Consider the following 24775-nt stretch of genomic DNA (forward strand, 5'->3'; position numbering starts at 1 on the left):
AATGAGCTTGCAAGGTGTCTAGAGAATCCGGGGCGATTCAATTTACCTTCACCCTTAATTACGAACTGACGTCTGACGAGAGCGATATGGACGCGCTTGTGGAGCGCTTGGCGGAAGAAGGCTGTGATGATGCGTTGGTCGGAGTCGGACAACCAGGTCGGCTGGCGTTGGAGTTTGTCCGTGAAGCAACCTCTGCACATGACGCAATTGAGGGCGCGATAGAAGACGTGCACCGAGCCGTACCTAACGCACGTTTGATCGAGGCTGCCCTCGCTCCATGACTAACTGCAGGCGGCCTTTAGTGAGTGCGTAGCGCATTACGGCAGCCTTAATTCCCCCTCGGCGTTCCCAATCTGTCGCCGCGCTTGTAAATATTCAATGATTTCCGAGCAATCGTTGGGTGGGATATGCTAGAACTCCGTTGTTTTTAGCAGATGCGTTGCATCGAATGATTGAAAGAGGTAGTTGGATGTCAGGCGTACAACAAAAAGACCCATTGGCGCGTGGCGTCGGTCGACAGCCTTTGTACGCCGCCCTATCGGAAGTGCTCATTCGGGACATTTCTTCGGGTAAGTATCCGCCGTCAAGTACGCTGCCAACCGAGCAAGAGCTTACGGAGTTGTATGGGGTTAGCCGGCAAACGGTGCGCCAAGCGCTGCGAGTGTTGCGCGATAGAGGCCTTATTTCTTCACATCCCGGCATCGGTACCATTGTGCGGGAGGCTGCCAGTCACCGCGAAGCGTTCCATGCAGTGAACTCGACAGAAGACTTGCTTCAGTTTGTCGGCAATACACAGATGCACGCTGTGTCCAAGCAGGAGGTCATAGCGACGCCGCAGTTAGCTGAGGCAATAGGCTGCAAGGTCGGTCAACTCATGTCAGTGGCAGGCTTTCTACGTAAGCTACCGTCCGCTGAGTTACCCATGAGCTACGTACTTATTTACGTAAATCCCATTTACGCAAAAGCCCAAGAAACACCTCTGATCTCCAACGTGCCGATCTACCAACGAATCGAGCAGCTTTTCAATGTCAAGGTGCATGAAATTCAGCAGGACACCACGGCAACGTTGCTCGATGAAGAATTGGCCAGTCTGTTGAAAACGGATTCGGGTGAAGCCGCTCTGAAAATTACGCGGTATTTCTACGACGCCAATCAATCCCTTCTGCAAGTCTCCATCAGCTACTACCCCAGCAGCCGCTACACGCAGTCTGCGCGTTTCAGGGCGACCAGCCTCAGCGCCTAACATCTTCAGACCTGTTCAAACCTAGCACCGAGCGTCCTGCTGCGCTCGGTTCGTCTGCATGCGTGTCATAAAGCATTTGATTGCTCCCCAACTTTAACGCTCCTTTCACGGTTCCCTTAGGGCGCAAATCAGGCGTCCCGTGTCTCCCGCAGTCTTGCATCGACCCCGACGAATGGGGTTGCGACCACCTTTGTTCACTGATAATGTGCGTTCATTGTAATGTACGTACAAAGTCGGAGATAGCAATGAACAATAACAAGATTGGTTCCCGCGCCCTTGAGGGCATTCGCGTTCTGGATATTTCAAATTTTCTTGCGGCTCCCATGAGCTCCATGTTCCTTGCTGACCATGGTGCAGATGTTCTCAAAGTAGAGCGTCCCGACGTCGGTGACGAGATTCGTCGGTGGGGTGAGAGCAAGGACGGGGTTGGCCTCTATTACAAGGTCATCAATCGAGGCAAAAAATCCATCACCCTTGACCTGAAATCTGAGTTGGGTGTGGAGGTCGTCAAGCGGCTGGTCAAGGATGTCGACGTCATCATCGAGAACTACCGCACTGGCACCCTGGAAAAGTGGGGCCTTGGATACGATGTCCTTAAGGAGATCAATCCAGGATTGATCATGGTGCGCATCACTGGTTTCGGCCAGACCGGGCCATATCGTCATCGCCCAGGTTTCGGCACTTTGGCAGAGGCGTATGCGGGCTATGCCTACATTAGCGGAAACGCAGATGAGCCACCGCTTCTGCCAGGTTTTGCCTTGGGAGATGCAAGTACCGGAGTCATGGCGGCGTTCCTTACCCTGGTTGCGCTCCAAGAGAAAAGCCGCACTGGACTTGGCCAAGTAGTGGATCTGGCGATCTATGAAACATTGCTGACCCTGATCGGGCCGCACGTGGTGAACTACGACCAGCTAGGGCAGATTCAAGAACGCAATGGCAGCCGCCTGCCCTTTACTGCGCCCCGTAACACCTACTGCACAGCGGACGGCCGCTACATAGCTATCGCAGGTAGTTCTCAGGTAGCTTTCGAACGAATCGCGTTGCTGGTCGAGCGTCCTGATTTGATCAGTGATCGGCGCTTCATCGATAACCGTGCGCGGCTAGATAACGACAAAGCGCTGGACGCTGAACTGCAAGCAGAGATCGGCAAGCATGCGCTTGATGACTTGCTTCGTCGTTCAGAGGAAGTGGGGGCCACCATTGCCCCGGTCAACGATGTCTCGATGATCTTTGAGGACGAGCAGATCAAGGCCCGCGAAAGCATTGTCCGTGTTGAGGATGATCAACTGGGCGAAGTGGGTATGCAGAACGTGGTAGGGAAACTGTCTCGTACTCCGGGCTGGATCGAACGTGCAGGCCCAGCGCTAGGTGAGCACAACCGGGAAATCCTCGTCGAGCAACTGGGCTACAGCGACACACAACTACGCGAATTCGGCATAACGGTCTAAGGGGATACTGAAATGCAACAGCTTCCCTACGTTCTGATTGAGCACGACTCCGGTGTTGCCACGCTAATTCTGGCCAACCCTCCAATGAATGTGGTTTGCGGCCCCCTCACACGGCAGCTTTATGCCGCTCTGCGTGCGCTGGAAACTGATCCGCAGGTGCGCGCACTGGTTATCACGGGCGCCGGCGATCGTGCGTTCTGCGCGGGTTCGGACATCAACGAAATGCAGGACATGCTCCAGCCTGGTGAGGTATTGGAGAAGAAGCTCGTGTTTCAAAACAAAGTGTTCGAGCTTCTGCGCGCATTCCCTAAGCCGACGGTCGCCTTACTCAATGGATACACCTTCGGCGGTGGTCTGGAGATCGCCGCGTGTTGCGACTTCATCATCGCTACCGCAACCACCAAACTCGGGCTTCCCGAAGTCAAGCTTGGGGTTTTCCCCAGCAGTGGCGGTACGTTTCGTATTGCTCGGCGTATCGGTATGGCACTTACCAAACAGTTGGTGTTTCTGGGTGAACCGGTGAACGGGGAAACAGCATTGGCCTGGGGACTGGTAGACCAGTTGGCCGAGCCCGAGGCATTGAGCCAAGTCGCCTTTGATCTTGCCGCGCGTTTGGCAGCAATGCCTAGCACAAGCATCAGCAGCGCAAAGGCGTTGATCAACGATTGCTTCGACAAATCTGACGCCGAACTTATCAGTCAATCGTTGCTCGCCAGTGACCGGGTATTTTGCTCATCCGACGCGCACGAAGGGATGCGTGCGTTTATCCGGAAAGAGCCTCCAAGGTTTTCTTAATCCTCGTCCAGAGTTTGTTATGAGGTCGTCCACATGACTTATCCACTTTTGAATAACGTGAGCGTCGTTGAAAGTTCGGCATTTATTGCAGCGCCATTGGCAGGCATGACACTGGCTCAGTTCGGCGCTGATGTGATCCGTATCGATATGATTGGTGGCGGTATTGACTATCAGCGCATGCCACGCATTTCCCCAAGAGGTCGCAGCCTATACTGGACATCTCTGAATAAGGGTAAACGCTCGGTAGCGGTGGACATCCGCCAGCAGCAAGGTAAAGAGTTGGTAGCTGAAATGGCTGTGGCTGCAGGTAACCTACTGACCAATATTGCTACTCCCTGGCTGAACTACGAGGTGCTTGCCGCACGACGTGCCGATGCGATCGCCTGCATTATCCAGGGTAACGCCGACGGCAGTACCGCCGTCGACTACACCGTGAACTGCGCGACCGGTTACCCTAATGTCACCGGGGAGGGGAGTGCGGCACGGCCGGTTAACCATGTCCTGCCGGCATGGGATGTGGCATGCGCGTACCAAGCGGCGTTCGCTATGGTTGCCGCTCTCAACCGCCGTCAAACCTCGGGCGAAGGCTCGAGCATCAAGCTCGCACTCTCAGATGTAGCCTTCTCTACGCTTTCCCATTTAGGAGTGTTAGCTGAAGCTGAGCTGCTCGAGCAGGAGCGGCCGGCGCTGGGCAATTACTTGTATGGCGCCTTCGGTCTGGACTTCGGTACGGCTGATGGTCGCAGGGTGATGATTGTCGCCATCTCATCCAGCCAATGGAAAGCACTCGTTCAGTGCTGCGATATAGAGCAGGCCATAACCGGTGCACAGCAAAGCTTGAACCTGAATTTCGACGACGAAGCACAGCGCTTCGAAGGTCGAGAAATTATCGCAGCGTTGCTGCGCCCGTGGTTCTCGAGTCGCTCGTTCGAGCAAATCGAAACAGCGCTGAACCGCTTCCGGGTGTGCTGGGGTAACTACAACGGTGTTCGCGAACTACTGGCTTCTGACCCACGTGTTGGGCTCGGCAATCCGATCTACGAACGCATCGAGACGCCGGGTGTGGGAACCCACTTGGCTGCGCGATCGGCAGCGCGCTTCGACGGAATAGAACATGCCCCGACCGCCGCTGCGCCGCTGCTAGGTACGCATACCGATGAAGTACTCCATCAGCTCTTGGGCTTGAGTGGTGAACAAATCGGCCGCCTGCATGACGTAGGCGTGGTGGCCGGGCCGGAGAAAGATCCAACCCTTTAGTACTTTTTTCAAGCGTCTTACCTATCACAAATATAACAATAGGCTGGTGCTCAAATGACTCACTCTAATCCGTTTCACGCTGGCCTTGGGGCCAAGCGCTGGCAGATCATCATGCCGGCTGTCCTTATCATGTACACCATCTCGTTCTTCGACCGAGCCAATATCGCCATGGCGTTGCCGTACATGACGAAAGAACTCGGCCTTAGCTCGGTTGAGGCCGGCTGGATAGGTGGCGCGTTTGCTTGGGGCTATGTAATTACCCAGTTGGTAGCGGCAGTTCTGGCACTACGCTTTGGATCGCGCAAGCTAATTGGATGCTGCCTTTTTATGTTTGGCGCCGCGGCTATGTGTACAGGTCTTGCGCGAACATTCGAAGAAATCATGGCGATGCGCTTCGTTCTTGGATTGGCGGAAGGGCCTATTTATGCCGCTGTATCCATGCTACTGGCGCAGTGGTTCATCAAGGCAGAGCGAGGGCGCGCCTTCGGTATCTGGAACCTGGCCGTCCCCCTAGGCGGTTTCTTGGCGGGGCCGATCTCTGGGGCGATCCTCGCTCATTATGATTGGCGCTTGATGCTTATTATTGAAGGGCTGCCTGCTTGGTTGTTCTGCTTAGTCTGGTTCGTAATGGTTCCAAAAAACCTGCACGCCGCGAAGTGGTTGCCCGAGGCTGATCGCGATGCAATCGTTCAGGAGTTGGCTGCTGAACAAAAAAGCCATGGATCAACTCAAGCGGATCCATGGTGGAAGATTTTCAATGAGCCAGCAGTGTGGTTACTGACTTTGGGCTTTGGGCTTAGCAGCATCCTTCTGTACGGAACTACCCTTTGGCTGCCAACCATTCTCAAGTCTTACAGCAGCCTCAGTGAGGTCACGGTCGGCGTACTGTCTGGCACGCCTTTCCTATTGGCCATGCTCGGGGTTTGGTACATCACACGTCGCTCTGATAAGCACAATCAGGAGCGCCGACTCCATGCAGCAATCCCCACAATCATCACAGGGCTGATCATGATTGCGGCCGCTTACGTGCCTGCCGATCTCTATTGGCTGCAGATTGCGCTATTCATCTCTATGGGGTTTCCATTGAAGATGCTTACACCTCTGATTTTCGCCCGCATCACGGAGATCTTGCCGTTGAGTAAGGCAATTCCCGCAGTGGCCTTTGTCAGCGCGGTGGGTACCTTCGTTGGACAATCAGTCGGCCCATTATTGGTGGGTTATACACGAGCGCTTTCTACCGATTTTCGCATCTCGCTGCTGGCATTGGGTGCATGTGCTATCGGTGGCGGATTGGCGATTCTCGCGTCCAAGACCTCCGCCGAAAAAAAGGCCGCGCGCTTTCGCAGCGCTGATGCACCTGCGACAGCGAAAAAGATTGCTCAGCACTGATTGGTTTTGCGCCCTCGTGTGGCTGACCACGACTGGCACGCAGGGGCGCCTTTTATTTAGGAAGTAGTGATCATGGCTATTGTTGATTCACAGACTGTTCTACCCCGTAGCTATCTGTTCGTTCCGGGTTCCCGTCCCGAACGCTTTGCCAAAGCACTGACCAGTGGAGCGGATGCCGTTATCGTTGACCTTGAAGATGCGGTGGCCGAATCCGAAAAGGCCAGTGCGCGGCAGGCGTTGGTCAACTGGTTGGATGGACAAGCACCGGTGTATGTCCGCATTAACGGTTACGGCACGCCCTGGTATGAAGAAGACCTGGCTGCGCTGGGCTGGCATCCGAGCGTTGCCGGGCTGGTCATTCCCAAGGCATGGGATCCGGCCCAGCTTGAGTCGCTGGTCAGCCAGTGTCGGCCGGGACTCACGCTGTTGCCTATCATCGAGTCCGCCGCTGGCTTCGCCGCGATGCAGGACGTTGCCCAAGTGCCAGATGTACAACGCTTAATGTTCGGCACGATCGATTTCCAGGTTGACCTGGGCACGCAACTTAGCGAGCAGGAGCTCAATACCTATCGTTGCCAATTCGCCCTGGTATCGCGGCTGGCCAGTATTGGCTCTCCAGTTGATGGGGTGACCACTGTGCTGGACGATGACGCTGTTTTGCAGGAAGCGGCGCGACAATCACGGCGTTTCGGCTTCGGCGCCAAACTCTGTATTCACCCTCGCCAGGTTACTGCTGTCCATGCTGGCTTCCGTGCCTCTCCTAGCGAGTGCGATTGGGCGCGTAGGGTACTTCACGCGGCAGCTGCCAGCGGGGGCGAGGCTACGGTAGTGGACGGTGAAATGGTCGATGTGCCGGTGATACTGCGAGCGCGCGCCATCTTGCACAGCCAAGAGCAAAAAGCCGGAGGATTGTCAGCGTGAACGACCTGGACTTGTCAGATTGGCTAGGCCGTCACTGCGAAAGCGAAGACACCTTGAGTTCGGTTCTGCTGTCCCGCATTGCCGCAACTTTCGGTGTACAAACCCCAGTGGACGGCGCGGCATTGCCTTTACTCTGGCATTGGTGCTTTTTTCAGGATCCAGTGATCCAGAGTGAACTCGGTGAAGATGGTCATCCTGCGCGTGGCAACTTCCTACCACCCGCCAAGGGACGCCATCGAATGTGGGCTGGCAGTCGCATCGAGTTTCTCGGGTCGTTCACTGCCGGTGGTCAGGCGCACCGGCGATCGACAATCCAGGCGATCGATTTTAAACAGGGGCGCACCGGTTCGCTGTTATTCGTTACGGTGCTCCATGAGTACAGCCAGCACGGCGAACTCGTGCTGCGTGAAGAGCAGGACATCGTCTACCGTGAGCCGACACCGCCCAAACTTTCCAGTATGCAGGTGCCGCAAGTGGCGCACTGGACTGAGCAAATCGAACCCACGCCCACCCTGTTGTTCCGTTATTCGGCGGTGACGTTCAACGGTCATCGCATCCACTACGATTGGCCTTATGCGACGGAGCAAGAGGGGTATCCGGGCCTTGTTGTTCACGGGCCGCTCGCCGCCACTTTGGCATTGCAGGCGTTCGTACACGCGAACCCAGGTGCTCAAGTTCGCCGCTTCAGCTTTAAAGGAGTGCGGCCGTTGATCTGCCCTGCAAATTTTGAGGTAGGCGGCGCTGTTGACGAGAAGGGTATTGCCACGATATGGGCGGGAAGCGGGGCTGGAATAGGGCAAGAAGGGAGGGTGGAATTTGAATGACGACAATGCTTTGAGTCCGTTCACCTGGGCCACCTAAGCCTGCTGTTCATAGGCGGGAGTAACGGCTTAGGATGCGTACCGCTGCTCTGAGGCGAGGTTGCCCAAACCAGAAGTGGGGGACGAAAAGCAAAATATTCTAGGGTGACGGGAGTGAGAACCCTCTGACGGTCTAACTCATGCAGAGAAAAACAAAACCCGGCCATAGTCGGGTTTTGTTCATTGATCAAAGGGTTAACGGAGGGAGGTGCAGAACGCCCGGATGGCCTCGCAAGCCTGGCGCAATGAAGCGTCATCCAGGGCATAGGCAATACGAATGTAGGGGCCAAGCCCAAAAGCGCTGCCATGCACCACAGCCACATCCGCTTCGTCGAGCAATGCGTGGGCGACATCTTCATCGGTGTGCAGAACTCGCCCAGCAGGAGAAGTACGGCCAATCAATCCTGCACAGGAGGCGAATGCATAGAACGCACCCGCCGGACTCACGCATTCCAGCCCTGGCGTGTCATTCAGCAGTGTCATGGTTTGCGTGCCGAGCGCGACATCCTGCAATACCTGGTAGACCTCGCGGGCTGCGAGGCGGCTTTCGCGGTAATCCAATATTGGTGACTGTGAAGCAGAAATGCAAAGCCCCGAAATTTCCGTTTTTAGCATGCGCGTACAGCGTGACGAGGCGTGATCGGGCGAGCCCTTAGTCACCGTTTTTTATGTTGCCTTCAGGCACTTGTTCAACAGCCGGCATCGTCTGCCCTGGGTAAGGCGCCAAGGCGGTGAGTGTTTGGCCCACCGCTAACTCCCCAAAGGAGTCTGCCGTGTCGATGTAGCGCATGGCTGATTTCATGTCCTTCCAGCCGACATACGTCATCAGCGCTTTAATATCCCAACCATTCGCCGACGCCCAGGTGGCGAAACCGCGGCGCAGCGAGTGACTGGTATACAGATCGCCAGACACGCCCGCCCGATTAAAAATTCGCCGCAGCAGTGGAATCAGGCTGTTGGCGTTAAAGCCGTCCGCCGCAAGGTGCCCCCAACGATCGAGCTTTCTGAAGACTGGACCATGGGCGATGCCGGCGACCGTAATCCAGCTCATATAAGCCTGAACCGGGCAGAGTTTTTTCAGCGCGGGTGTGCGGAACGTCGTGCCAAGGTGCTGGCGATCACCCTTGCTGTGCGGCAGGTAGAAGGTGATTCCGACCCCGGCTTGCGCCTGGGTGTGCTCAACCTGCAATCGCGATAGCTCGTCGCCGCGAAAGCCGCGCCAGAACCCAATCAACACCAAGGCAATATCCCGTCGGCTGCGCAGTAGGCCTGCCAGATCGTGGCGGGCGGCCGCCTGCTCGGCCTCTCTCTCCAACCACACAGCGGCTTGTTCCAGATGCTGCAGGAGCAGGGGAGTCGCTTGCTTCTCCTGGACTGGATGCAAGGTACGGATGCCTTTGATCATTTGCCGCACGGTGGGCGTCTTCGTCGGGTCAGGAAATCCCTGGGTGATGTGCCACTGCGCTAAAGCCGCCAGGCGCTGCTTCAGCGTGTTGATGGTGTGCTTGTCCGCATATTCGGCAAGGTAACGCACGATACCGTCGCCGGTCGTGGGGAGAAAGCCACCCCAGGTCACTTCGAAGTGTTCCACCGCAGCTCGGTAACTGCGTCGGGTGTTTTCCCGGGTACCGGCCTGTAGATAGCGATCCGCCTTGTTCATCTCGTTCCTACGCCAAACGTACCGATTCCACTGCTGGAAAAGGCCAAAATCCGCTATATGATGCGATAACGCTCAATTATTTTATCAGAGAAAGCATGATTTTTTGATCTGTTATTTACCACAAGGTATTATGTGTATATGTGATACATGACACAGTATGAAATCGTAGGAGAGAACATGGCTCGCGGCGGAATAAATAAAGCGGTAGTCCAGGAAGCCAGGGATGCGCTGCTTGCCCGCGGCCAAAATCCAAGCATTGACGCCATACGAATTGAATTGGGAAATACCGGCTCACGAACTACAATTCACCGGTATATGAAGGAGATAGAGGAAGTTGAGACTCCTATACGGGAGCCTCGTGAACGGTTTAGCGATGAATTGGCGAACCTGGTATCGCGCCTACTCGAGCGCATGACCGAAGAGTCTGGGGCGGCCGTTAGCAATGCCCAGGCGATGTTCGATCAGCAGCGAGCCGACCTAGAGCAAAAATTAGAAGCGTCGCAGTCAGAGCTCACTTCACTGCGGCGTCAATTTGAAAGCCAGGGGAGCGCGCTGGAGACTCAAACTGCCGAGCTACAGACCAGTCAGACAAGCCTCCAAGCCGAGATCACCCGTAATGCACGTCTTAGTCAGAACTGCATTGACTTAGAGCTTCGTGTTCAGGAGAAAGATGAGCAGATCCGCTCCTTGGAAGAAAAGCACCTGCACTCGCGGGATGCGCTTGAGCATTACCGCAACGCGGTAAAGGAGCAGCGTGATCAAGAGCAACGCCGCCACGAAGGGCAGGTGCAGCTAGTCCAGGTTGAACTACGTCAACTTCAGCAGACCCTCATCATCAAACAGGATGAACTCACTCGGTTGAACCGGGACAACGAGCGGTTGCTGAGCGAGGCCCGGCAGCAGAATAAAGTCATGTCGGAGCAGGAGCACTCTATGCAGCGCCTGACAGGCGAAATCACTTCGATGAAGACAGCTGTTGCTAAGGCGGACGGGGCAAAGGAAATGTTGAAGGAGCAGCTCGATCAATCACGTGATGAGGCCAAGCGGCTTGAAGAAGAGGTGGCGCTAGCAGCTGAAGAGGTCATTCAAGCCAAGAGGCAACTGACAGAGTTCTCTGTGGAGCTCACGCAGTTACGGCAGAAGATGGATCAGCATGGCAGTGCGTAGTTTTTACCATCGGCCCGTAACGGGCCCAAGCTCTAGCCAATAATAATAAAGGAGAGGCCTAATGAAAAATGCAGACATAGCCAAAGGTATTTGGCTTCCTGGCCAACCAATCCAGAAACACGCCCATGAGCGTCTGAATGAAATGTTCGCTTCGGCTTACATTGCAGGATTGCTTCACCAGTTGGCGAACAGAACACCACGAAAACAAGCCGCAATTTCTCGGCTGGGAGCACGTTGAGTGCGTTTCTGTGGGCGCTGATCGCTATTGCTTAGTAGCAAGGAGGCGAGGGCGATGCTGTTTGCCTTACGCCTTCCAATGCCCATACACCGTAGACCTAGATAGACCGAGCTGCTCCATCATTTCTCTTCGGCTAAATCCTGCCGCCTTGAGCTACTTGATAGCCTGGGCATTTTTGGAGCCTTCTGGCTTTCCCCGAGATCGCTGTACAAGCGTTTCGTCAACGATCTGTGTTGCCAGAAGGCCTACTATCGCTGAGCTTACGGAGTCTTGTCTTAACCAGTTCATTGCTTTGATCAGCGGCCTGTCTACACCAAGCGGCGGCTATCGAGTAGCTGACTGTGACCCAGTGCCGGAATGATAAAAATAGCCAAGGTTGCATTGAGCGGTAACCTCTCCCTGAACGCCTGCTTTGAGCGACCAGAAAACGGCAAGGGAAGCGTCAGCCGGGACACCCACCCCTTGCACATAACAGACGCCAAGGTTGCTCTGTGCTACAGCATGACCCTGTTGTCCTGCTTTGCGATACCAGCGAGCAGCTAAGGCATTATCCTGCGTAACGCCAAACCCAGTCGTATAACGAACCCCAAAGTTGAACTGGTCGATTGGATCATCGGGGGAGGATGACGGGGGCGCAGATCTCATTCAAACCAGTCCTTGATTCTCGATGCTGGGGGCTTTCCGTAGAGCACCTTCATACCCATGCCCCACGGGCGATAGGTTGCCTCGGCAGATCTTGGGTTGTGGCGACTCGACCTTGAACCACACCTCAAACCGGCCCGCATGACTCCCTTCGTGTACCAACTCACCACTAGTCTGTATACCGGCAGCTATGGGCCGTTTTCTGTCTCATGCGATGGGCAGCCTTGGGCCAGGGCTCGCTCATGAATGAGGGGACGCGGGTCGTTGGGTTATGCCTATAACTGCCGTAGTCGCATGATGGCGTCTGTGATGCCCTGAGCATTGTTGTCCAGCGCTTCCATGGCGGCAATTGCGTTATCGGCGACACATCTCACTCCATTCTCAGAGAGCCACTTTGTCACCTCTTCAATGGCCGCACTAATGGCGTGCTGATTGCGCAGCAGCAGTGTGAGAGCGTCCGCTGTGGCAATGTTGGCTTCAGAGCTATATGGCATGGATATCGTCCTTGAGGAACTGGTGCGGAAAAGACTAGCTCACCTTGCCGCTGGCTGGAGTCCACCTCTCCAGATCCGTTGACACCTGGGTAATTGCACTGACTTGCCCCCCCAATAGCAATCCACCTAACCAGCCGTTTGCGCCGGCTTTGACCTGTACCCTTAGCAAACATGATCGGCAGTGAACGGCCAAAAGCAGACCTTTAGAAATTCGGCCAGAACACCCTTCTCGGTCTGGGTAAGAATCAAGCTTCAACGGAAATTGCTGCGCGGTGCACTATGCTTATTTCTCTAAGGAACAGGGAGCTCAGGTATGGCCATTTATGAGGAAGTGCTGGAGTGGGCGGGAAGGTTGCCACTATGGCGTCAGGATGCCTTGCGACGCCTGTGTGTTCAGGGGGCATGGACCGAGGAGGACCTGAGTGAAATTCTTGACCTTGCCAAGCAACATCATGCTGTCCCCAGTGCACTTCAACCAGCACCTCAACCGATAGGGTTCGCCGCGGAGCATTTCCCCGCCGAGGCGAATCAGGATCGGACGGTTGTCCTGCGAGCCCTACATTCGCTGACCAACGTCGGCAAGATTCCAAGCGACCAGGTTTTGGAGTTTCAGTCGCAAGGGCTGACCATCGTGTACGGTGGTAATGGCGCTGGTAAGTCCGGTTATGCCCGCGTACTGAAACAGGCGTGCCGAGCCCGTAGCCCTGGTGCTGTATACGCCGATGCCTATGCCGCGAATTACCAGCAGCTCATACCGAGCGCCGCCATCGACTTTTCGCTGGACGGCGCCCCGGAGCAAACGATCTGGAGTGCTCAGCCTGGGGTTGTCCCAAGGCCCGAACTTCGGGGCATTTCCGTATTCGATGGCGACTGCGCTCGTCATTACCTACAGTCGCGAGAAGCTGCCACTTTTCAGCCGTCTGCGCTGACCTATCTGCAGCAGCTGGCCAACGGGCTCAACCAGGTTCTGAGGCCACGAGTCCAGAATGAAATTGCAGGTCTCGCTACAGACGTTACGCCATTCAATGTCATTCCCGCCGATACCGAGGCCGGCCGGACATTGCATCCGATTGGACCTACCACAGATCTGACGCGGGCACGTGAGTTGGCCACACTCACGCCAGATGAGCAGGCAGAGCGAGCTCGCCTTCCTCAGGAGATAAGCGAAGCGGACCCAACCGCCAGGGCGACGAACCTCGACAATGCCGCGACTCGGGTCGATGAGTTGGCCAACACCATCGCAGCGGCAGCAAGTGTTGTGTCCGATGATGCGTTGGATGCCAAGCTGCAGGCCCATCGAACCCTTGTTGATGCGGAGGTCGCGGAGCGTGCGGCATCTGCCCTGCTGCAGGCAGGGGATGCGACGCAGCTGCTTCCTGGAACTGGTCAGGGCCCTTGGGCAACGTTGTTCAATGCTGCGCGTGAGTACTCGATGGGCACGGCTTACCCTGGAGAAGCTTTCCCAGTCACCGATGACGGCGCAGTCTGCGTGCTTTGCCAGCAGGAACTGAATCCTGAAGCTCAGGACCGCTTGCAGAGGTTTGATCACTACATCCGGGATCGTGCGGCCGGAGCTGTTCAAACTGCCCGGGATGCCTGGCAGCAGATTGTCCACGACGTTGGCCAAGCTAGTGTTGCTTTCGTAGTTGCCCCCAACATGCAGGATAGTTTGAGGGCTCGAGTGGCAGCGCTACCGGACGATATTCAGGCTTACCAGGAAGATTTGGTCGCTCGACTTCAGTGGCTCAGAACGGCTGTGGCTGACGGGGAATGGCCGGAGCGCCCTGGATATCGAGGCCCGGGCCCGGCGGCTTCGCTCCATCAAGTTGCGGAAGCACTACGCGCCGAAGCGGCCCGCATGCGCGCAAACACGGATGCGGAAGCCCTGGCAGCCAAAAAGCTGCGACTGAAGGAGCTCGAAGCTAGGCAGCTCCTTTCCGAGCATATCCAAGGCATAGCCAGGGTCATCGAGAGTCTGGCCCGTAGAGCTAGGCTCCAGAGCTGTCTTGATGACATCGCTGCGACGCGCCCAATGACCACGCTTGCAAGTCAGTTGGGGAGAGCTTACGTCAGCGAAGCACTGGCTGGACGTATGAACGAGGAACTTAGCAGGCTGAATCTTAGGTACATCCAAGCCGGGATATATTCTCAAGGAGATGCAGGATCGGTTCGCCTAGGTATTCAACTCCAAGGTTGCCAGCTCGGCCCGCACCAGGTTCTCAGTGAGGCTGAGCAGCGCATGTGCTCGCTCGCGTTCTTCTTCGCGGAGCTCCACCAGTCGGGGTCGACGTCAGGCATCGTTTTCGACGATCCGGTCTCAAGCCTTGACCACGGCCATCGAACCGCTGTTGCGCGTCGGATAGTTGAGGAGTCCGCCACTCGACAAGTGATCGTGTTCACCCACGATGCAGTGTTTTTTGGTGAGCTGCTCACGCTTTGCCAGGATGCGGATCGGGTTCCGGGAGTCCGGTCGATCAGCTATCGAGCAGAAGGTCCCGGTTACGTCGATGCTGGATTACCTTACGACATGCGCCGGCATGCGGAACGGATTCAGCAGCACCGCACCACTCAGCAGCAGATTGCGGCTAACTTCAACAACCCTCCGGGAGAGGATGAGCGTCGCGCGATCCGTAACGCCTACGATGACCTGCGCGTGACGATTGAGGTTGGGATCGAGGACACGCTACTCAACGGAACTGTTGTGCGATTTCGTGATGGTATCTCGGTTGGCCGGCTCGATGGCGTGATGGTGGTGGAAGAGCAGGACTTTCGAGAAGTGCAGCGTCTACATGATCGCTGCTGCCGCAACGTGAGCGCGCACTCACATGCAGCTGGTCACCAGCGGCCTGTAACGCAGCCAGACGAACTGCTCCGGGATATAGAGGGAGTCAACGCCTTGTTCGTGAGCATCCGAAGACGCAGAAACTGACTCCACGAAACCTGGGGCGATTCAAGTTTTTTTTCTTCTTACAGGCTCCTACTGGTTAATTGTCGTCAGCAGTTTAATCTTTGCTCGGTTGGCGCTGATGGAAAATTCGCGATCTGGCGCCCATAAAATCCGGTGACCGCTTTTGGCCCAGGCTGTGTGAAAACGTTTTGGAGCAGGTTTGACACTCTGGACTGGTACGAAAAGCGCGTTCCTACGCAAATTTCCAGTCTGCTGGTTAACCAAGCGCTGGCAGATTTAACGTAGCAACGCACACTTCGAAACAGCGCATGCGTTTTCACACAGCCTGGGCCGTTTGCTGCCTGTCGGGAAAGATTGAATAAAGCTCCAGGCGGGTATTATCCATCACCTGATTTTTTATCCTGTCTAATGGGTTGAGGAGTGTTCTCCAGGGTCAATGCAACGAAATCCACGCCGGGGCCTCATACATAAACGAACCGAGCCATTGTTGCTGGTAATGGATGCAAGGGTCGGTTGCAGGCTTCCCCCAACTAGAGGCGATGGTTTCTATGACGACTGCTGAAAACAACCATGTGGCATGGTTGGTCGAACAATCGATGCTGCAGGCGGCAAGGCAAAGGGCCAAACTCTATTCGGGACAAGGGCGCTTGTGGCAACAGCCTTTTGCCCACACCCGACCTCGCGACGCTTCGGCCCTGGCCTCGGTTTGGTTTACCGCGTATCCGGCATCCATTGTTACCCGCGAAAACGGCACCGTACTGGAGGCCTTGGGCGATGAAAGCTTGTGGCATGCGCTGTCGAGAATCGGCATCTAGGGCATCCACAATGGGCCGCTGAAAAAGTCCGGGGGGCTGAGGGGGACGGAGCATACGCCGACCATCGAGGGAAATTTTGACCGTATCAGTTTTGACATCGACCCGCAGTTGGGCACGGAGGCGCAGCTTCAGGCGTTGACCCGCATGGCCGCCGCGCACAACGCCGTCATCATCGATGATGTCATCCCGTCTCATACCGGAAAGGGCGCGGATTTTCGTCTGGCCGAGATGGCCTATGAAGATTATCCGGGGCTCTATCACATGGTGGAAATCCGCGAGGAAGACTGGCCGCTGCTCCCTGACGTTGCAAAAGGGCGCGACGCGCAGAACCTCAACCCGCAGCAGGTTGACGCGCTGCGAGACAAGCATTACATCGTCGGCCAGTTGCAGCGGGTGATTTTCTTCGAACCGGGTGTTAAGGAAACCGACTGGAGTGCAACGCCGATCGTATCGGGCGTCGATGGCAAGCCGCGACGCTGGGTGTACTTGCATTACTTCAAAGAAGGCCAGCCGTCGTTGAACTGGTTGGACCCGACCTTTGCCGCGCAGCAGATGATCATCGGCGACGCACTCCACGCCATCGACGTCATGGGGGCAAAAATTCTGCGTCTCGACGCCAACGGATTTCTCGGTGTAGAGCGCAAGCTCGATGGCACCGCATGGTCGGAAAGCCATCCGCTATCAATGACAGGTAACCAGTTGCTGGGCGGGGCGATTCGCAAGGCCGGCGGCTTCAGTTTTCAGGAACTAAACCTGACCGTTGACGATATCGCCGCCATGTCCCACGGCGGTGCCGATCTCTCGTACGATTTCATTACCCGGCCTGCCTACCAGCACGCGTTGCTGATGGGTGATACGGAATTCCTGCGACTGATGCTGCGCCAGATGCATTCGCTCGGTATTGACCCGGGCTCGCTGATCCATGCCTTGCAGAACCATGATGAACTCACGCTGGAACTGTTGCATTTCTGGACCTGGCATGCCCACGACACCTTTCTTTTCCAGGGCCAGACATTCCCCGGCAACATCTTGCGTGAGCACATCCGTGAGCAGATGTACGTGCGTCTGACCGGAGAACACGCGCCCTATAATCTGAAGTTCGTCACCAACGGTGTGTCATGCACCACGGCCAGTATCATCACGGCCGCGCTCGGAATTCGCGATCTCGATGCAATCACTGCTGCAGATATTCAACAGATACGCCAGATTCATTTGCTGCTGGTGATGTACAACGCGATGCAACCTGGCGTATTCGCGTTATCGGGTTGGGATCTCGTGGGGGCACTGCCTCTGCCAGCAGTCCAGATTGTGCACCTGATGGGCGATGGCGATACTCGCTGGATTCATCTTGGCGCCTACGATCTGGTGGATTTGAACCCGGATGCGTCGCTTTCAGCGGGCCTGATGCCCCGTCCGAAAACCTTGTGCGGCAGCCTGACTACGCAATTGAAAGACCCAGGTTCGTTTGCCTCGCAACTGAAGAAAATCCTGGCGGCTCGCCGCGCCTATGATATTGCGGCCAGTCGGCAGATCCTGGTTCCGGATGTTCAGCACCCGGGGCTGCTGATCATGGTGCACGAATTGTCGGCGGGCAAAGGCACACAAATCACCACGCTGAACTTTGGCGCGACAGCGATCACCGAAACCCTGCATCTGCCCAACGTTGCGCCGGGGCCGGTGGTCGACATCATCAATGAACGGGGCGAGGGCGATCTCACACCCGAGGGCGAATTCACCATCACCCTCGATGCCTATGAAGGCCTGGCGCTGCGTATCGTCAGCAGTTTGCCGATGATCTAGGCGCTGGTGTTGGCGGTGGCGGACTGTTTTTCGCGCTTGTCGATTTTTGGCGCTTTCATCAGCAGCGGGCCAAATGTTGCAAGCAGACCAAGCATGATCAACGGGAAGAACATCAGCGAATCCAGACCGAAATGGCTGACGATCACGGTAATGGCGGCGGGCCCCACGAGCATGCCGGAGAAACCGATGCAATTGACGGTGCCGATGTTGCGGCCCGCATGTTGCGGGTCCCGGCGTCCGGCGGCGGAAATCATCAGCGGCGCGATGCAGGAAAGGCCGAGGCCGAACAACGCGAAGCCGAGGATGCCGGTAACGGCCGTGCCACCAACGATGGTGATGGTCATGCCAAGCACACAGACTGTGCCGCAGGCGAACACCACTTGAGCGTTACCAAAGGCCGCCGCCAGCCGGTCGCCGAACAGACGCCCGATGAACGCCGCACCGACAAATATCGACACTGCCATGCCGGCGGTGGACGTCGACGTCGAGAACTGGCGGCGAATGTATTCCTGGCCCCAGTCGGCAATCGCGTTTTCACCCATCATGCTGCCCAGAAGCAGAGCGCCAAGTGCAATCATCACCAGCAGCGTTTTGGTCGACGGCCCCTTGCCGATTTCATCCGCGGACTGAGCGTCTGATTGCCAGTCGTCGGATGAAGCGTCGGGAACGTCATGCTTGCCCAGCAGCCAGCGGCTGAAAATACAGCCGACGATCAGCATGGCGATGCCCAGCACGGTAAAAGGCACTTTTACGCTGTCGGTGTAGAAACCCGTCAGCCAACTGCAGGCCATCCCGAGCAGAAAACCACCCAGAGAATAAAACGCATGGAAGCCGGACATGATCGAGCGCTGATAAAACCGCTCAACTTGCACACCATGGGCATTCAAGGCGGTATCCAGGGCGCCGCGCAGCAAACCGAGCAAAACGCCAAAACTCATCGCAAACCAGAAACCGCTGACGAAGCCCAGTGGGATAATGGACAGGGGGTAGGCGAGGGCGCATACGGTGATCACCGGTTTTGCACCGAAGGTGTCCAGCAGGCGGCCGACCAGCAGTGCTCCTGCCGCTGAGCCGACGCCGACCCCGAGTGCGATCAGGCCGAAGTTCGCATCACCCAGCTCACCGGTAAAACCGAGTTGTGTCCTGAAGACACTCACTCCGGTCGACCAGATGTACATCATGGCGCCGATCATCATGAAACCGAGGAACGTCGCGATACGCGCCTTGCGGATGCGCTTGGGGATCGGTGTTTTTTGAACGTTATTCATCACGCTGCATTGTCCCTGTTGTTTTTGTGGGGTGTTCATGCAAAAGCTAAGTCATACAAGAAGGGTTATACGTATAACTCATTCAAAAATAACATTGGTGAAGGCATTGATGTCAATTTTTTCCGGAGGTAATCGCTATTCAGTCGGCGTATAGCATGCGGGATTGTTTGGTGGGCAGCCGGTTTTTAACGGATCCTGTGGCCGAACGGATTATTTTGAGTTATACGTATAACTCTAATTGATCCGAGCACAGGGGATTCCGTGTCGTCTCAAGAATTGCTACTGCCGTGCGCCACACCTCATATGCTGGCCTATCGATCGACGTTCCTGTTGTCAGGGCTGTGCATGGGCGCCTGGGCGCCTTTGGTGCCTTATGCACGCACCCGAGCCGGGATCGACGACGCTGCCCTGGGGCTGCTGTTGCTGTGCCTTGGCCTGGGCTCACTGGTCATGATGCCGCTGGCGGGCATTCTCAATGCGCGCCGGGGCTGTCGCTTTACGATGCACGTGGGTATTGCGCTGGTGTTGCTGACCTTGCCCTTGTTGGCGACCACTCATTCCTTCATCGGATTGATGTTCGCCCTGGTCGTGTTCGGGGCGGGGTGCGGGTCGGTCGACGTGACGATGAACGTTCAGGGCGTGATGGTGGAACGCGCGACAGGGCGCTCACTCATGTCCGGTTTCCATGGGCTGTTCAGCCTCGGCGCGATTATCAGTGCGGCAGGCATCACCGTCTTGTTATGGCTGGGCGCCACGCCGTTGATGGCCAGCAGTGCGGTTATGGCAATCCTGGTCGCCTTCGTCCTGACCCATGGCCGCCAGTTGCTGGGGCGCAGCGGTGACGAAGGCAGCCCGATCTTTGTCCGGCCTACCCGAAAAGTGTTAGTGCTGGGCATGCTGTGCCTGTTTGCCTTCTTGGCGGAAGGGGCGATTCTCGACTGGAGCGCGGTGTTCCTGGCTGACGAACGGGGTGTCCAGCATTCCCTGGCCGGCCTGGGTTACGCCGTGTTTGCGGTGATGATGGCGCTGGGGCGATTGAACGGTGACCGGATACTGCTGAAGCTGGGGCCACGCGTGGTGCTGATTGGAGGTGGGCTAGTGGTCATGTTGGGGTTCGCGATGGTGGTGTTGGCCAATGACTGGCTGTTCAACCTGGTGGGGTTTGCGGTGATTGGCGCAGGTTTGGCCAACATCGCTCCGGTTTACCTGTCGCTGGCGGGGGCTCAAAAGACTATGCCCGGTGAGTTGGCCATTGCCGCCGCCACCAGCCTGGGTTACCTCGGCATATTGATGGGGCCGGCAGCCATCGGATTCGTCGCCCATGCTAGCAGCCTGCCCTTGGCGCTGCTCGCCGTTGCCGCGCTGATGATCGCGATCATTATCACTACCACTCGACTGGTTCCGAAGGTTTCGCCTCAACGGTTACACTGAGCGCATAGCGTTTTTTATCACTGACCTCGCACGAGGTTTTCAAAAAGGTTGGGAAGCAAGCGATGGCATCCGTTTCAATGAAAGATGTAGCACTGGCGGCGGGGGTGTCTCAGCCTGCGGTGTCTTACGCTTACAATCGCCCATCCAAACTGTCCGAGGCCCAGCGTGAGCATATCCTTGCCGTAGCCGCGTCACTGGGCTACCCAGGACCCAATGTGCTTGGCCGAAGCCTTCGCTCGGGCAAGATCGGGGCGATCGGGTTGATGATGATGGACAAGTTGTCCCTGGCGTTCGCCGACCCTTGCACCGTTGCCTTGCTGCGCGGGATCAGCGAGGTGGGCGAACTGGAGAACGTCGCGCTGACGTTGTTCCCGCTCAACAACAACCGGCTGGTCGGCCGGACACCGGCAGCCAATCATGGCAGCCTGGCGCTTCGCGGGTTGGTTGATGGCTTGATTATCTCGACGCTGCCCGATGATCACCCTGCCGTGCTGGCGGTGGTGAAACAGAACATTCCGTTTGTGGTGATCGATTCGCCGTTGGTTGAAGGTTCTTTTTTTGTCGGGATTGATGACCGGGGTGCCGCACGCGCACAGATGCGTCACTTGCTGGACTTGGGGCACCGCAGGATAGGGGTCATCATTGACCGTTTGAACCCGGACGGATATCGCGGCCCTATCGACCAGCACCGCTTCAAGAGTGCCAGTGAGCGTATCGTCAGGGAGCGGCTGACCGGTTACGTGGAGGAGGCCAGTGCCGCCGGCCTGGCCTTCGAGGACCTGAGTATCATCGAGGCCGGCGGGCTTGATTCGATGTCCGGGCAAGCCGCCGCATTTACCTTGCTGACCTCCAGCGACGTCACGGCAGTGGTGGCCTGTTCGGATGTCATGGCGATCGCTTGTATGAAAACGGCCCACGCGCTCAATCGCGAGGTTCCACAAGCGCTTTCGGTGATTGGCTTCGACGATATTCCCGAAGCGGTGCAACTGGGCCTGACCACCATTGGCCAACCCATCGTCGAGAAGGGCGTCTACGCTGCAAGGCTTTTGACCGAGCAGTTGAATGCGCCGGTCGATAACCCGCTGGAGCCTGAACAGAAGATTTTCGCCACCAAACTGATCGTGCGCAGTTCGACACTCAAGGTGCAGGACGTATAACGCCCCTCGATGAACAAGGCTGCGGCGACCGTGCGCTACCGCAGCCTTGAGCTTCACTCTAGGCCACTCATGGCGTCAGTTGCTTGAAGTTCGCCGCGACCCGCAGGGCATTGGCGGCGATGGTGAGTGCCGGATTGACCGCGGCCGATGACGGGAAGAACGAACTGTCGACCACCCAGACATTGTCCAGGTCATGCATCTTGCAATTGAGGTCCAGCACGCTCGAGGCCGGGTCCTTGCCCATGACCGCTGTACCGCATTGATGCGAGTTGGTGGCAATGCCCATGCGCGCTTTGAGGATCAGCGGATAGCCAGCCGCTCGCATGACATGGCTGGTCTTGTTCACCAGACCTTCATGAGCTTTGAGGTTGTTGGGTTGCCAATGGACCTTGATCGCACCCCGTTGCGCGTCATACATGACCCGGTTTTCCTGGGTGGGCAGGTCTTCCGACGTCAGGTACAGGTCGACGCTGTGATCAGTGATGTACCGCGAGGCGAACTTCGGCAGCCACGGGCGCATGGAGGTGATCATGGGTTCGCGGATTTTTCCCAGCATCTGCACGTTACCCAGGGGGAACGCGTTGTTCGCACCGGCGCTGTACCAGTCGTTGAGGGCCAGGGTCTTCTGGAAGGTCACCTTGTTCTTGCGTCGAGGGTCTACCGCCAGCATGAACGTGCTGTTGTGCACCATGTAATTGCGACCCACTTGCCCTGAACTGTTGCCCAGGCCTTCGGGGTGCTGTTCGTTTGCCGACTTGAGCAACAGCGCTGCGCTGTTCACGGCTCCGCAGGCCAGTACGAAGCGCCCGGCACGCAGCGTCACTGCACGACCCTCGATCTGGCCGTGGGCCTCAGTGACCGTCCGTCCGTCTGCAGCTGTCTTCAGTTGCTTGATCGTAGTGCGGGTCAACAGCCTGACGCTTGCACTGCGCAAGGCCGGTCTCAAAGCGCTGACCTCGGCGTCAGCCTTGGCGTCCAGCAGGCAAGGGTACCCATCGCAAGTTGAGCACAGTACGCAGTCACCGCCATCGCCATAGTCCACTGCCGCCGGCATCACGAAAGGCTTGAGCCCGGACCGGCGCATGCTCTGCTCCAGGGCAGCCAGGGCAGGGTCATGTTTGAGCGCAGGTTGTGGATAGGGGCCCGAGCGCCAAGGCTCGCTGGGGTCTACGCCTGCCGCGCCATGTACCCGGTAGAGTTTTTCCGCCTCGGCGTACCAGGGTTCCAGGTCCGCATAGCTGATCGGCCAGGCGGGGGAGAGGCCTTCGGCGTGCTGGATTTCGGCAAAGTCGGCTTCGCGAAACCGTGGCAGCATCGCGCCATAGAATTTGGTGTTGCCGCCGACGTAATAAAAAACGCCCGGCGAAAAAGGTTGGTTGGATTCGTCCAGCCATTGTTCGGCATTGCGATAACGGCCTTGTCCGAAGACCGATTCGGTGCTCCAGTTCTGTATTTCTCGCGGCAGGAAATCACCACGTTCAACGATTACAATGTCCAGTCCGCTATCACGCAGCGCATGGGCAAAGGTCGAACCGCCCATGCCCGAGCCGATAATCACCACATCACAGTTGATATTGCCATCTGCATCAGGTGTCACCACGTCGAGGGCGCGCGGTTCGCGCGACGCCCCCGATTGTGGATTCAGCTCTGCATGATGCGAAATCAATGCATCACTCATTTGAGCCGCTCCAGTTCTTATAAGTGTTGTTCGGAGTTCCGGATTTCCCAGTACTCGTCCTGACGTTCATCCGTGATGTATTCGGGAATCGGGAAGTCCCACCAGCCCGGTACCCAAGGGCCAGCGGCGTCGCGGTCGGTCGGGATTTCGATCAGCACCGGCGCATTCAAGTCCAGGGCCTCCTGCAGGATCGGCTCGAGGTCTTCCGGGCGCTCTACACGATAAGACTTAAGGCCGAAGGCTTCGCCCACCGCCTTGAAGTCCGGGCTGTATGGCGTGCCGTCCGGATTGTTGAACTCGGTGCCGATATGGCGGCTGGTCTGCTTGCGCTGACCACCGCGAATCGACATGTACCCGGCATTGTTCTGGATCATGAACACGACAGGAATATTATTGGTCACGCAGATCGCAATTTCCTGCGACGTCATCAGGAAGTCACCGTCACCCAGAATGCACACCACCGGCTGGTTCGGCGCGGCCAGCTTGGCGCCGATGGCGGCAGGCACGGCCCAGCCCATGGAGGAGAATCCGCCAGAAGTCAGGTGAGTGCGAGGGGTATAGACCGGGAAGGTCTGCTTGACCGCGCCCTGGGTATTGCCGGAGCCGACCACCACGATGGTGTCCCGCGGAAAAATCTTGCGCAGCGCACCCAATGGACGTTGAGAGGTGAACGGGAAGCGGTCGGAGTCACGACGACCGGCCAGCTTAGTTTCCCATTCGTCCTGATAGCCACGCAGATCGCTGAGGTACTCTTCGCGATCGACAGTCTGGCCTTTCAGGCCTTCCACGATATGGGCCAGCGCGTGCTTGGCGTCTGCACAGATGCCGACCGTAACCGGGTAGTTCTTGCCGATCTCGTGCGGGTCGATGTCGATGTGGATCAACTTTGACGGTGGAATCGCAAAGGTCACGCCCTTGGCATAACTGGACGACGACCAGTCGGTGAAGCGACAACCTACGGCGATAATCACATCGGCCGTGGAGGCCACTTTGTTGCCACACATCGTGCCAGTCTGGCCGACGCTGCCGGCGAACAGCGGGTGGTCTTCCGGGAAGCCGCTTTTGCCGTTCCAGGTGGTGACCACCGGAATTTTCCAGGCCTCGGCCAGGGCGAGCACTTCAGCGCTTGCCTCACCCGTGATGACGCCGCCACCGATAACCAGCACCGGGCGCTTGCAGGCCTTCAGCTCTTCAACGGCACGAGCAGTGGCCGCCGGATCCGGGAAGCATTTGCCGATCGGCGTACGTTCTTCCAGGGCATGCAGGGTTACTTCCGCAGCTTCAGCCTGAACGTCCATCGGGATTTCCAGATGAACCGGGCCTGGGCGGCCGGTGACCATCGAGCTCCAGGCCCGATGCATCATGAACGGCAACTCTTCAACGCGTGTCGCGACCCAGTGTCGCTTGGTCACGGCTTCGGCGATTTTAGGGAAGTCGTTGTCGGTGTAGCGTTCCAGCTCCTGCAACAGACCGTGGCCACGCATGTGCGTGGGCGGCCCGCCGGTGATCAGCATCAGGCTGGTGGAGTCGGTGAACGCGGTGGCCATGCCAATCACGGTGTTGGCGGCCCCGGCGCCAATGGAGGTAACCGCCGCCATAGGCTT

Annotated in this window: 18 protein-coding genes and 3 pseudogenes; 14 read left to right on the forward strand and 7 right to left on the reverse strand. The window is 57.1% G+C overall.

Going from position 1 to position 24775, the window contains the following annotated elements; translation table 11 throughout:
- Nucleotides 1–35: 35 nt before the first annotated feature.
- From PMI29_RS32720 to PMI29_RS07705, 8 genes and pseudogenes are all read left to right on the forward strand, one after another.
- Nucleotides 36–269 (forward strand): annotated as a pseudogene (locus PMI29_RS32720) (hypothetical protein); the annotation flags it as partial.
- A gap of 200 nt (nucleotides 270–469) precedes the next feature.
- Nucleotides 470–1243 carry a GntR family transcriptional regulator gene (locus PMI29_RS07735; protein WP_008001446.1) on the forward strand — a complete coding sequence of 258 codons (774 nt, stop codon included), beginning with the start codon at nucleotides 470–472 and terminating at the stop codon, nucleotides 1241–1243.
- Nucleotides 1244–1488: 245 nt separating this feature from the next.
- Nucleotides 1489–2691, forward strand: coding sequence for a CaiB/BaiF CoA transferase family protein (locus tag PMI29_RS07730; protein WP_008001448.1), 1203 nt, complete (start codon nucleotides 1489–1491; stop codon nucleotides 2689–2691).
- A 12-nt stretch (nucleotides 2692–2703) separates the two neighbouring features.
- Entirely contained in the window at nucleotides 2704–3486 is a 783-nt protein-coding gene (locus tag PMI29_RS07725; RefSeq protein ID WP_008001449.1) for an enoyl-CoA hydratase/isomerase family protein, read from the forward strand.
- A 33-nt stretch (nucleotides 3487–3519) separates the two neighbouring features.
- Nucleotides 3520–4743, forward strand: coding sequence for a CoA transferase (locus tag PMI29_RS07720; RefSeq protein WP_008001452.1), 1224 nt, complete (start codon nucleotides 3520–3522; stop codon nucleotides 4741–4743).
- A gap of 54 nt (nucleotides 4744–4797) precedes the next feature.
- Nucleotides 4798–6132 carry an MFS transporter gene (locus PMI29_RS07715; RefSeq protein ID WP_008001453.1) on the forward strand — a complete coding sequence of 445 codons (1335 nt, stop codon included), beginning with the start codon at nucleotides 4798–4800 and terminating at the stop codon, nucleotides 6130–6132.
- Between the two features lie 72 nt (nucleotides 6133–6204).
- Nucleotides 6205–7053 carry an HpcH/HpaI aldolase/citrate lyase family protein gene (locus PMI29_RS07710; protein WP_008001454.1) on the forward strand — a complete coding sequence of 283 codons (849 nt, stop codon included), beginning with the start codon at nucleotides 6205–6207 and terminating at the stop codon, nucleotides 7051–7053.
- Nucleotides 7050–7877, forward strand: a complete 828-nt coding sequence (locus PMI29_RS07705; RefSeq protein ID WP_008001455.1) for an FAS1-like dehydratase domain-containing protein — start codon at nucleotides 7050–7052, stop codon at nucleotides 7875–7877. Before PMI29_RS07710 ends, PMI29_RS07705 begins: the two co-directional genes overlap by 4 nt.
- A gap of 231 nt (nucleotides 7878–8108) precedes the next feature.
- Here PMI29_RS07705 and PMI29_RS07700 read toward each other — a convergent pair.
- Nucleotides 8109–8498: pseudogene (locus PMI29_RS07700) on the reverse strand (aminotransferase class I/II-fold pyridoxal phosphate-dependent enzyme); the annotation flags it as partial.
- 67 nt (nucleotides 8499–8565) lie between these two features.
- Nucleotides 8566–9573, reverse strand: coding sequence for a site-specific integrase (locus PMI29_RS07695; protein ID WP_008001457.1), 1008 nt, complete (start codon nucleotides 9571–9573; stop codon nucleotides 8566–8568).
- Nucleotides 9574–9750: 177 nt separating this feature from the next.
- Here PMI29_RS07695 and PMI29_RS07690 point away from each other — a divergent pair, with 177 nt between their 5' ends.
- On the forward strand, nucleotides 9751–10740 hold the full coding sequence (locus tag PMI29_RS07690; protein ID WP_008001458.1) for a DNA-binding protein: 990 nt from the start codon (nucleotides 9751–9753) through the stop codon (nucleotides 10738–10740).
- Between the two features lie 61 nt (nucleotides 10741–10801).
- Nucleotides 10802–10978: a hypothetical protein gene (locus tag PMI29_RS32080; protein WP_157221374.1), complete on the forward strand. Its 177-nt coding sequence runs from the start codon at nucleotides 10802–10804 to the stop codon at nucleotides 10976–10978.
- A gap of 324 nt (nucleotides 10979–11302) precedes the next feature.
- Here the strand turns inward: PMI29_RS32080 and PMI29_RS33165 are convergent, their stop codons facing one another.
- The gene (locus PMI29_RS33165; protein WP_081501701.1) at nucleotides 11303–11623 is read right to left on the reverse strand and encodes a tetratricopeptide repeat protein; all 321 of its coding nucleotides are present in this window, start codon (nucleotides 11621–11623) and stop codon (nucleotides 11303–11305) included.
- A gap of 272 nt (nucleotides 11624–11895) precedes the next feature.
- Nucleotides 11896–12114: a hypothetical protein gene (locus PMI29_RS07685; protein ID WP_008001459.1), complete on the reverse strand. Its 219-nt coding sequence runs from the start codon at nucleotides 12112–12114 to the stop codon at nucleotides 11896–11898.
- 313 nt (nucleotides 12115–12427) lie between these two features.
- Between PMI29_RS07685 and PMI29_RS07680 the strand changes: the two genes are divergently transcribed.
- Together PMI29_RS07680 and treS are read left to right on the forward strand one after the other, a co-directional pair.
- A complete protein-coding gene (locus PMI29_RS07680) occupies nucleotides 12428–15043 on the forward strand; it encodes an AAA family ATPase (protein WP_008001460.1) in 2616 nt (871 codons plus the stop codon).
- A gap of 527 nt (nucleotides 15044–15570) precedes the next feature.
- Nucleotides 15571–17637, forward strand: a pseudogene (gene treS, locus PMI29_RS0130360) (maltose alpha-D-glucosyltransferase).
- Here treS and PMI29_RS07675 read toward each other — a convergent pair.
- Nucleotides 17634–18905, reverse strand: coding sequence for an MFS transporter (locus PMI29_RS07675; RefSeq protein ID WP_008001463.1), 1272 nt, complete (start codon nucleotides 18903–18905; stop codon nucleotides 17634–17636). The pseudogene treS and the gene PMI29_RS07675 overlap by 4 nt on opposite strands.
- A gap of 303 nt (nucleotides 18906–19208) precedes the next feature.
- Here PMI29_RS07675 and PMI29_RS07670 point away from each other — a divergent pair, with 303 nt between their 5' ends.
- Both PMI29_RS07670 and PMI29_RS07665 read left to right on the forward strand, forming a co-directional pair.
- Nucleotides 19209–20336: an MFS transporter gene (locus PMI29_RS07670; protein ID WP_050548087.1), complete on the forward strand. Its 1128-nt coding sequence runs from the start codon at nucleotides 19209–19211 to the stop codon at nucleotides 20334–20336.
- A gap of 62 nt (nucleotides 20337–20398) precedes the next feature.
- Nucleotides 20399–21493 carry a LacI family DNA-binding transcriptional regulator gene (locus PMI29_RS07665; protein WP_008001465.1) on the forward strand — a complete coding sequence of 365 codons (1095 nt, stop codon included), beginning with the start codon at nucleotides 20399–20401 and terminating at the stop codon, nucleotides 21491–21493.
- Nucleotides 21494–21560: 67 nt separating this feature from the next.
- On the opposite strand, the gene PMI29_RS07660 is transcribed toward PMI29_RS07665, so the two are convergent.
- Both PMI29_RS07660 and PMI29_RS07655 read right to left on the reverse strand, forming a co-directional pair.
- A complete protein-coding gene (locus PMI29_RS07660) occupies nucleotides 21561–23171 on the reverse strand; it encodes an FAD-dependent oxidoreductase (RefSeq protein ID WP_008001466.1) in 1611 nt (536 codons plus the stop codon).
- A gap of 17 nt (nucleotides 23172–23188) precedes the next feature.
- On the reverse strand, nucleotides 23189–24775 hold a 1587-nt coding region (locus PMI29_RS07655; RefSeq protein WP_008001467.1), incomplete at its 5' end, for a thiamine pyrophosphate-binding protein.

The organism is Pseudomonas sp. GM49 (assembly GCF_000282355.1).
GTDB lineage: Bacteria > Pseudomonadota > Gammaproteobacteria > Pseudomonadales > Pseudomonadaceae > Aquipseudomonas.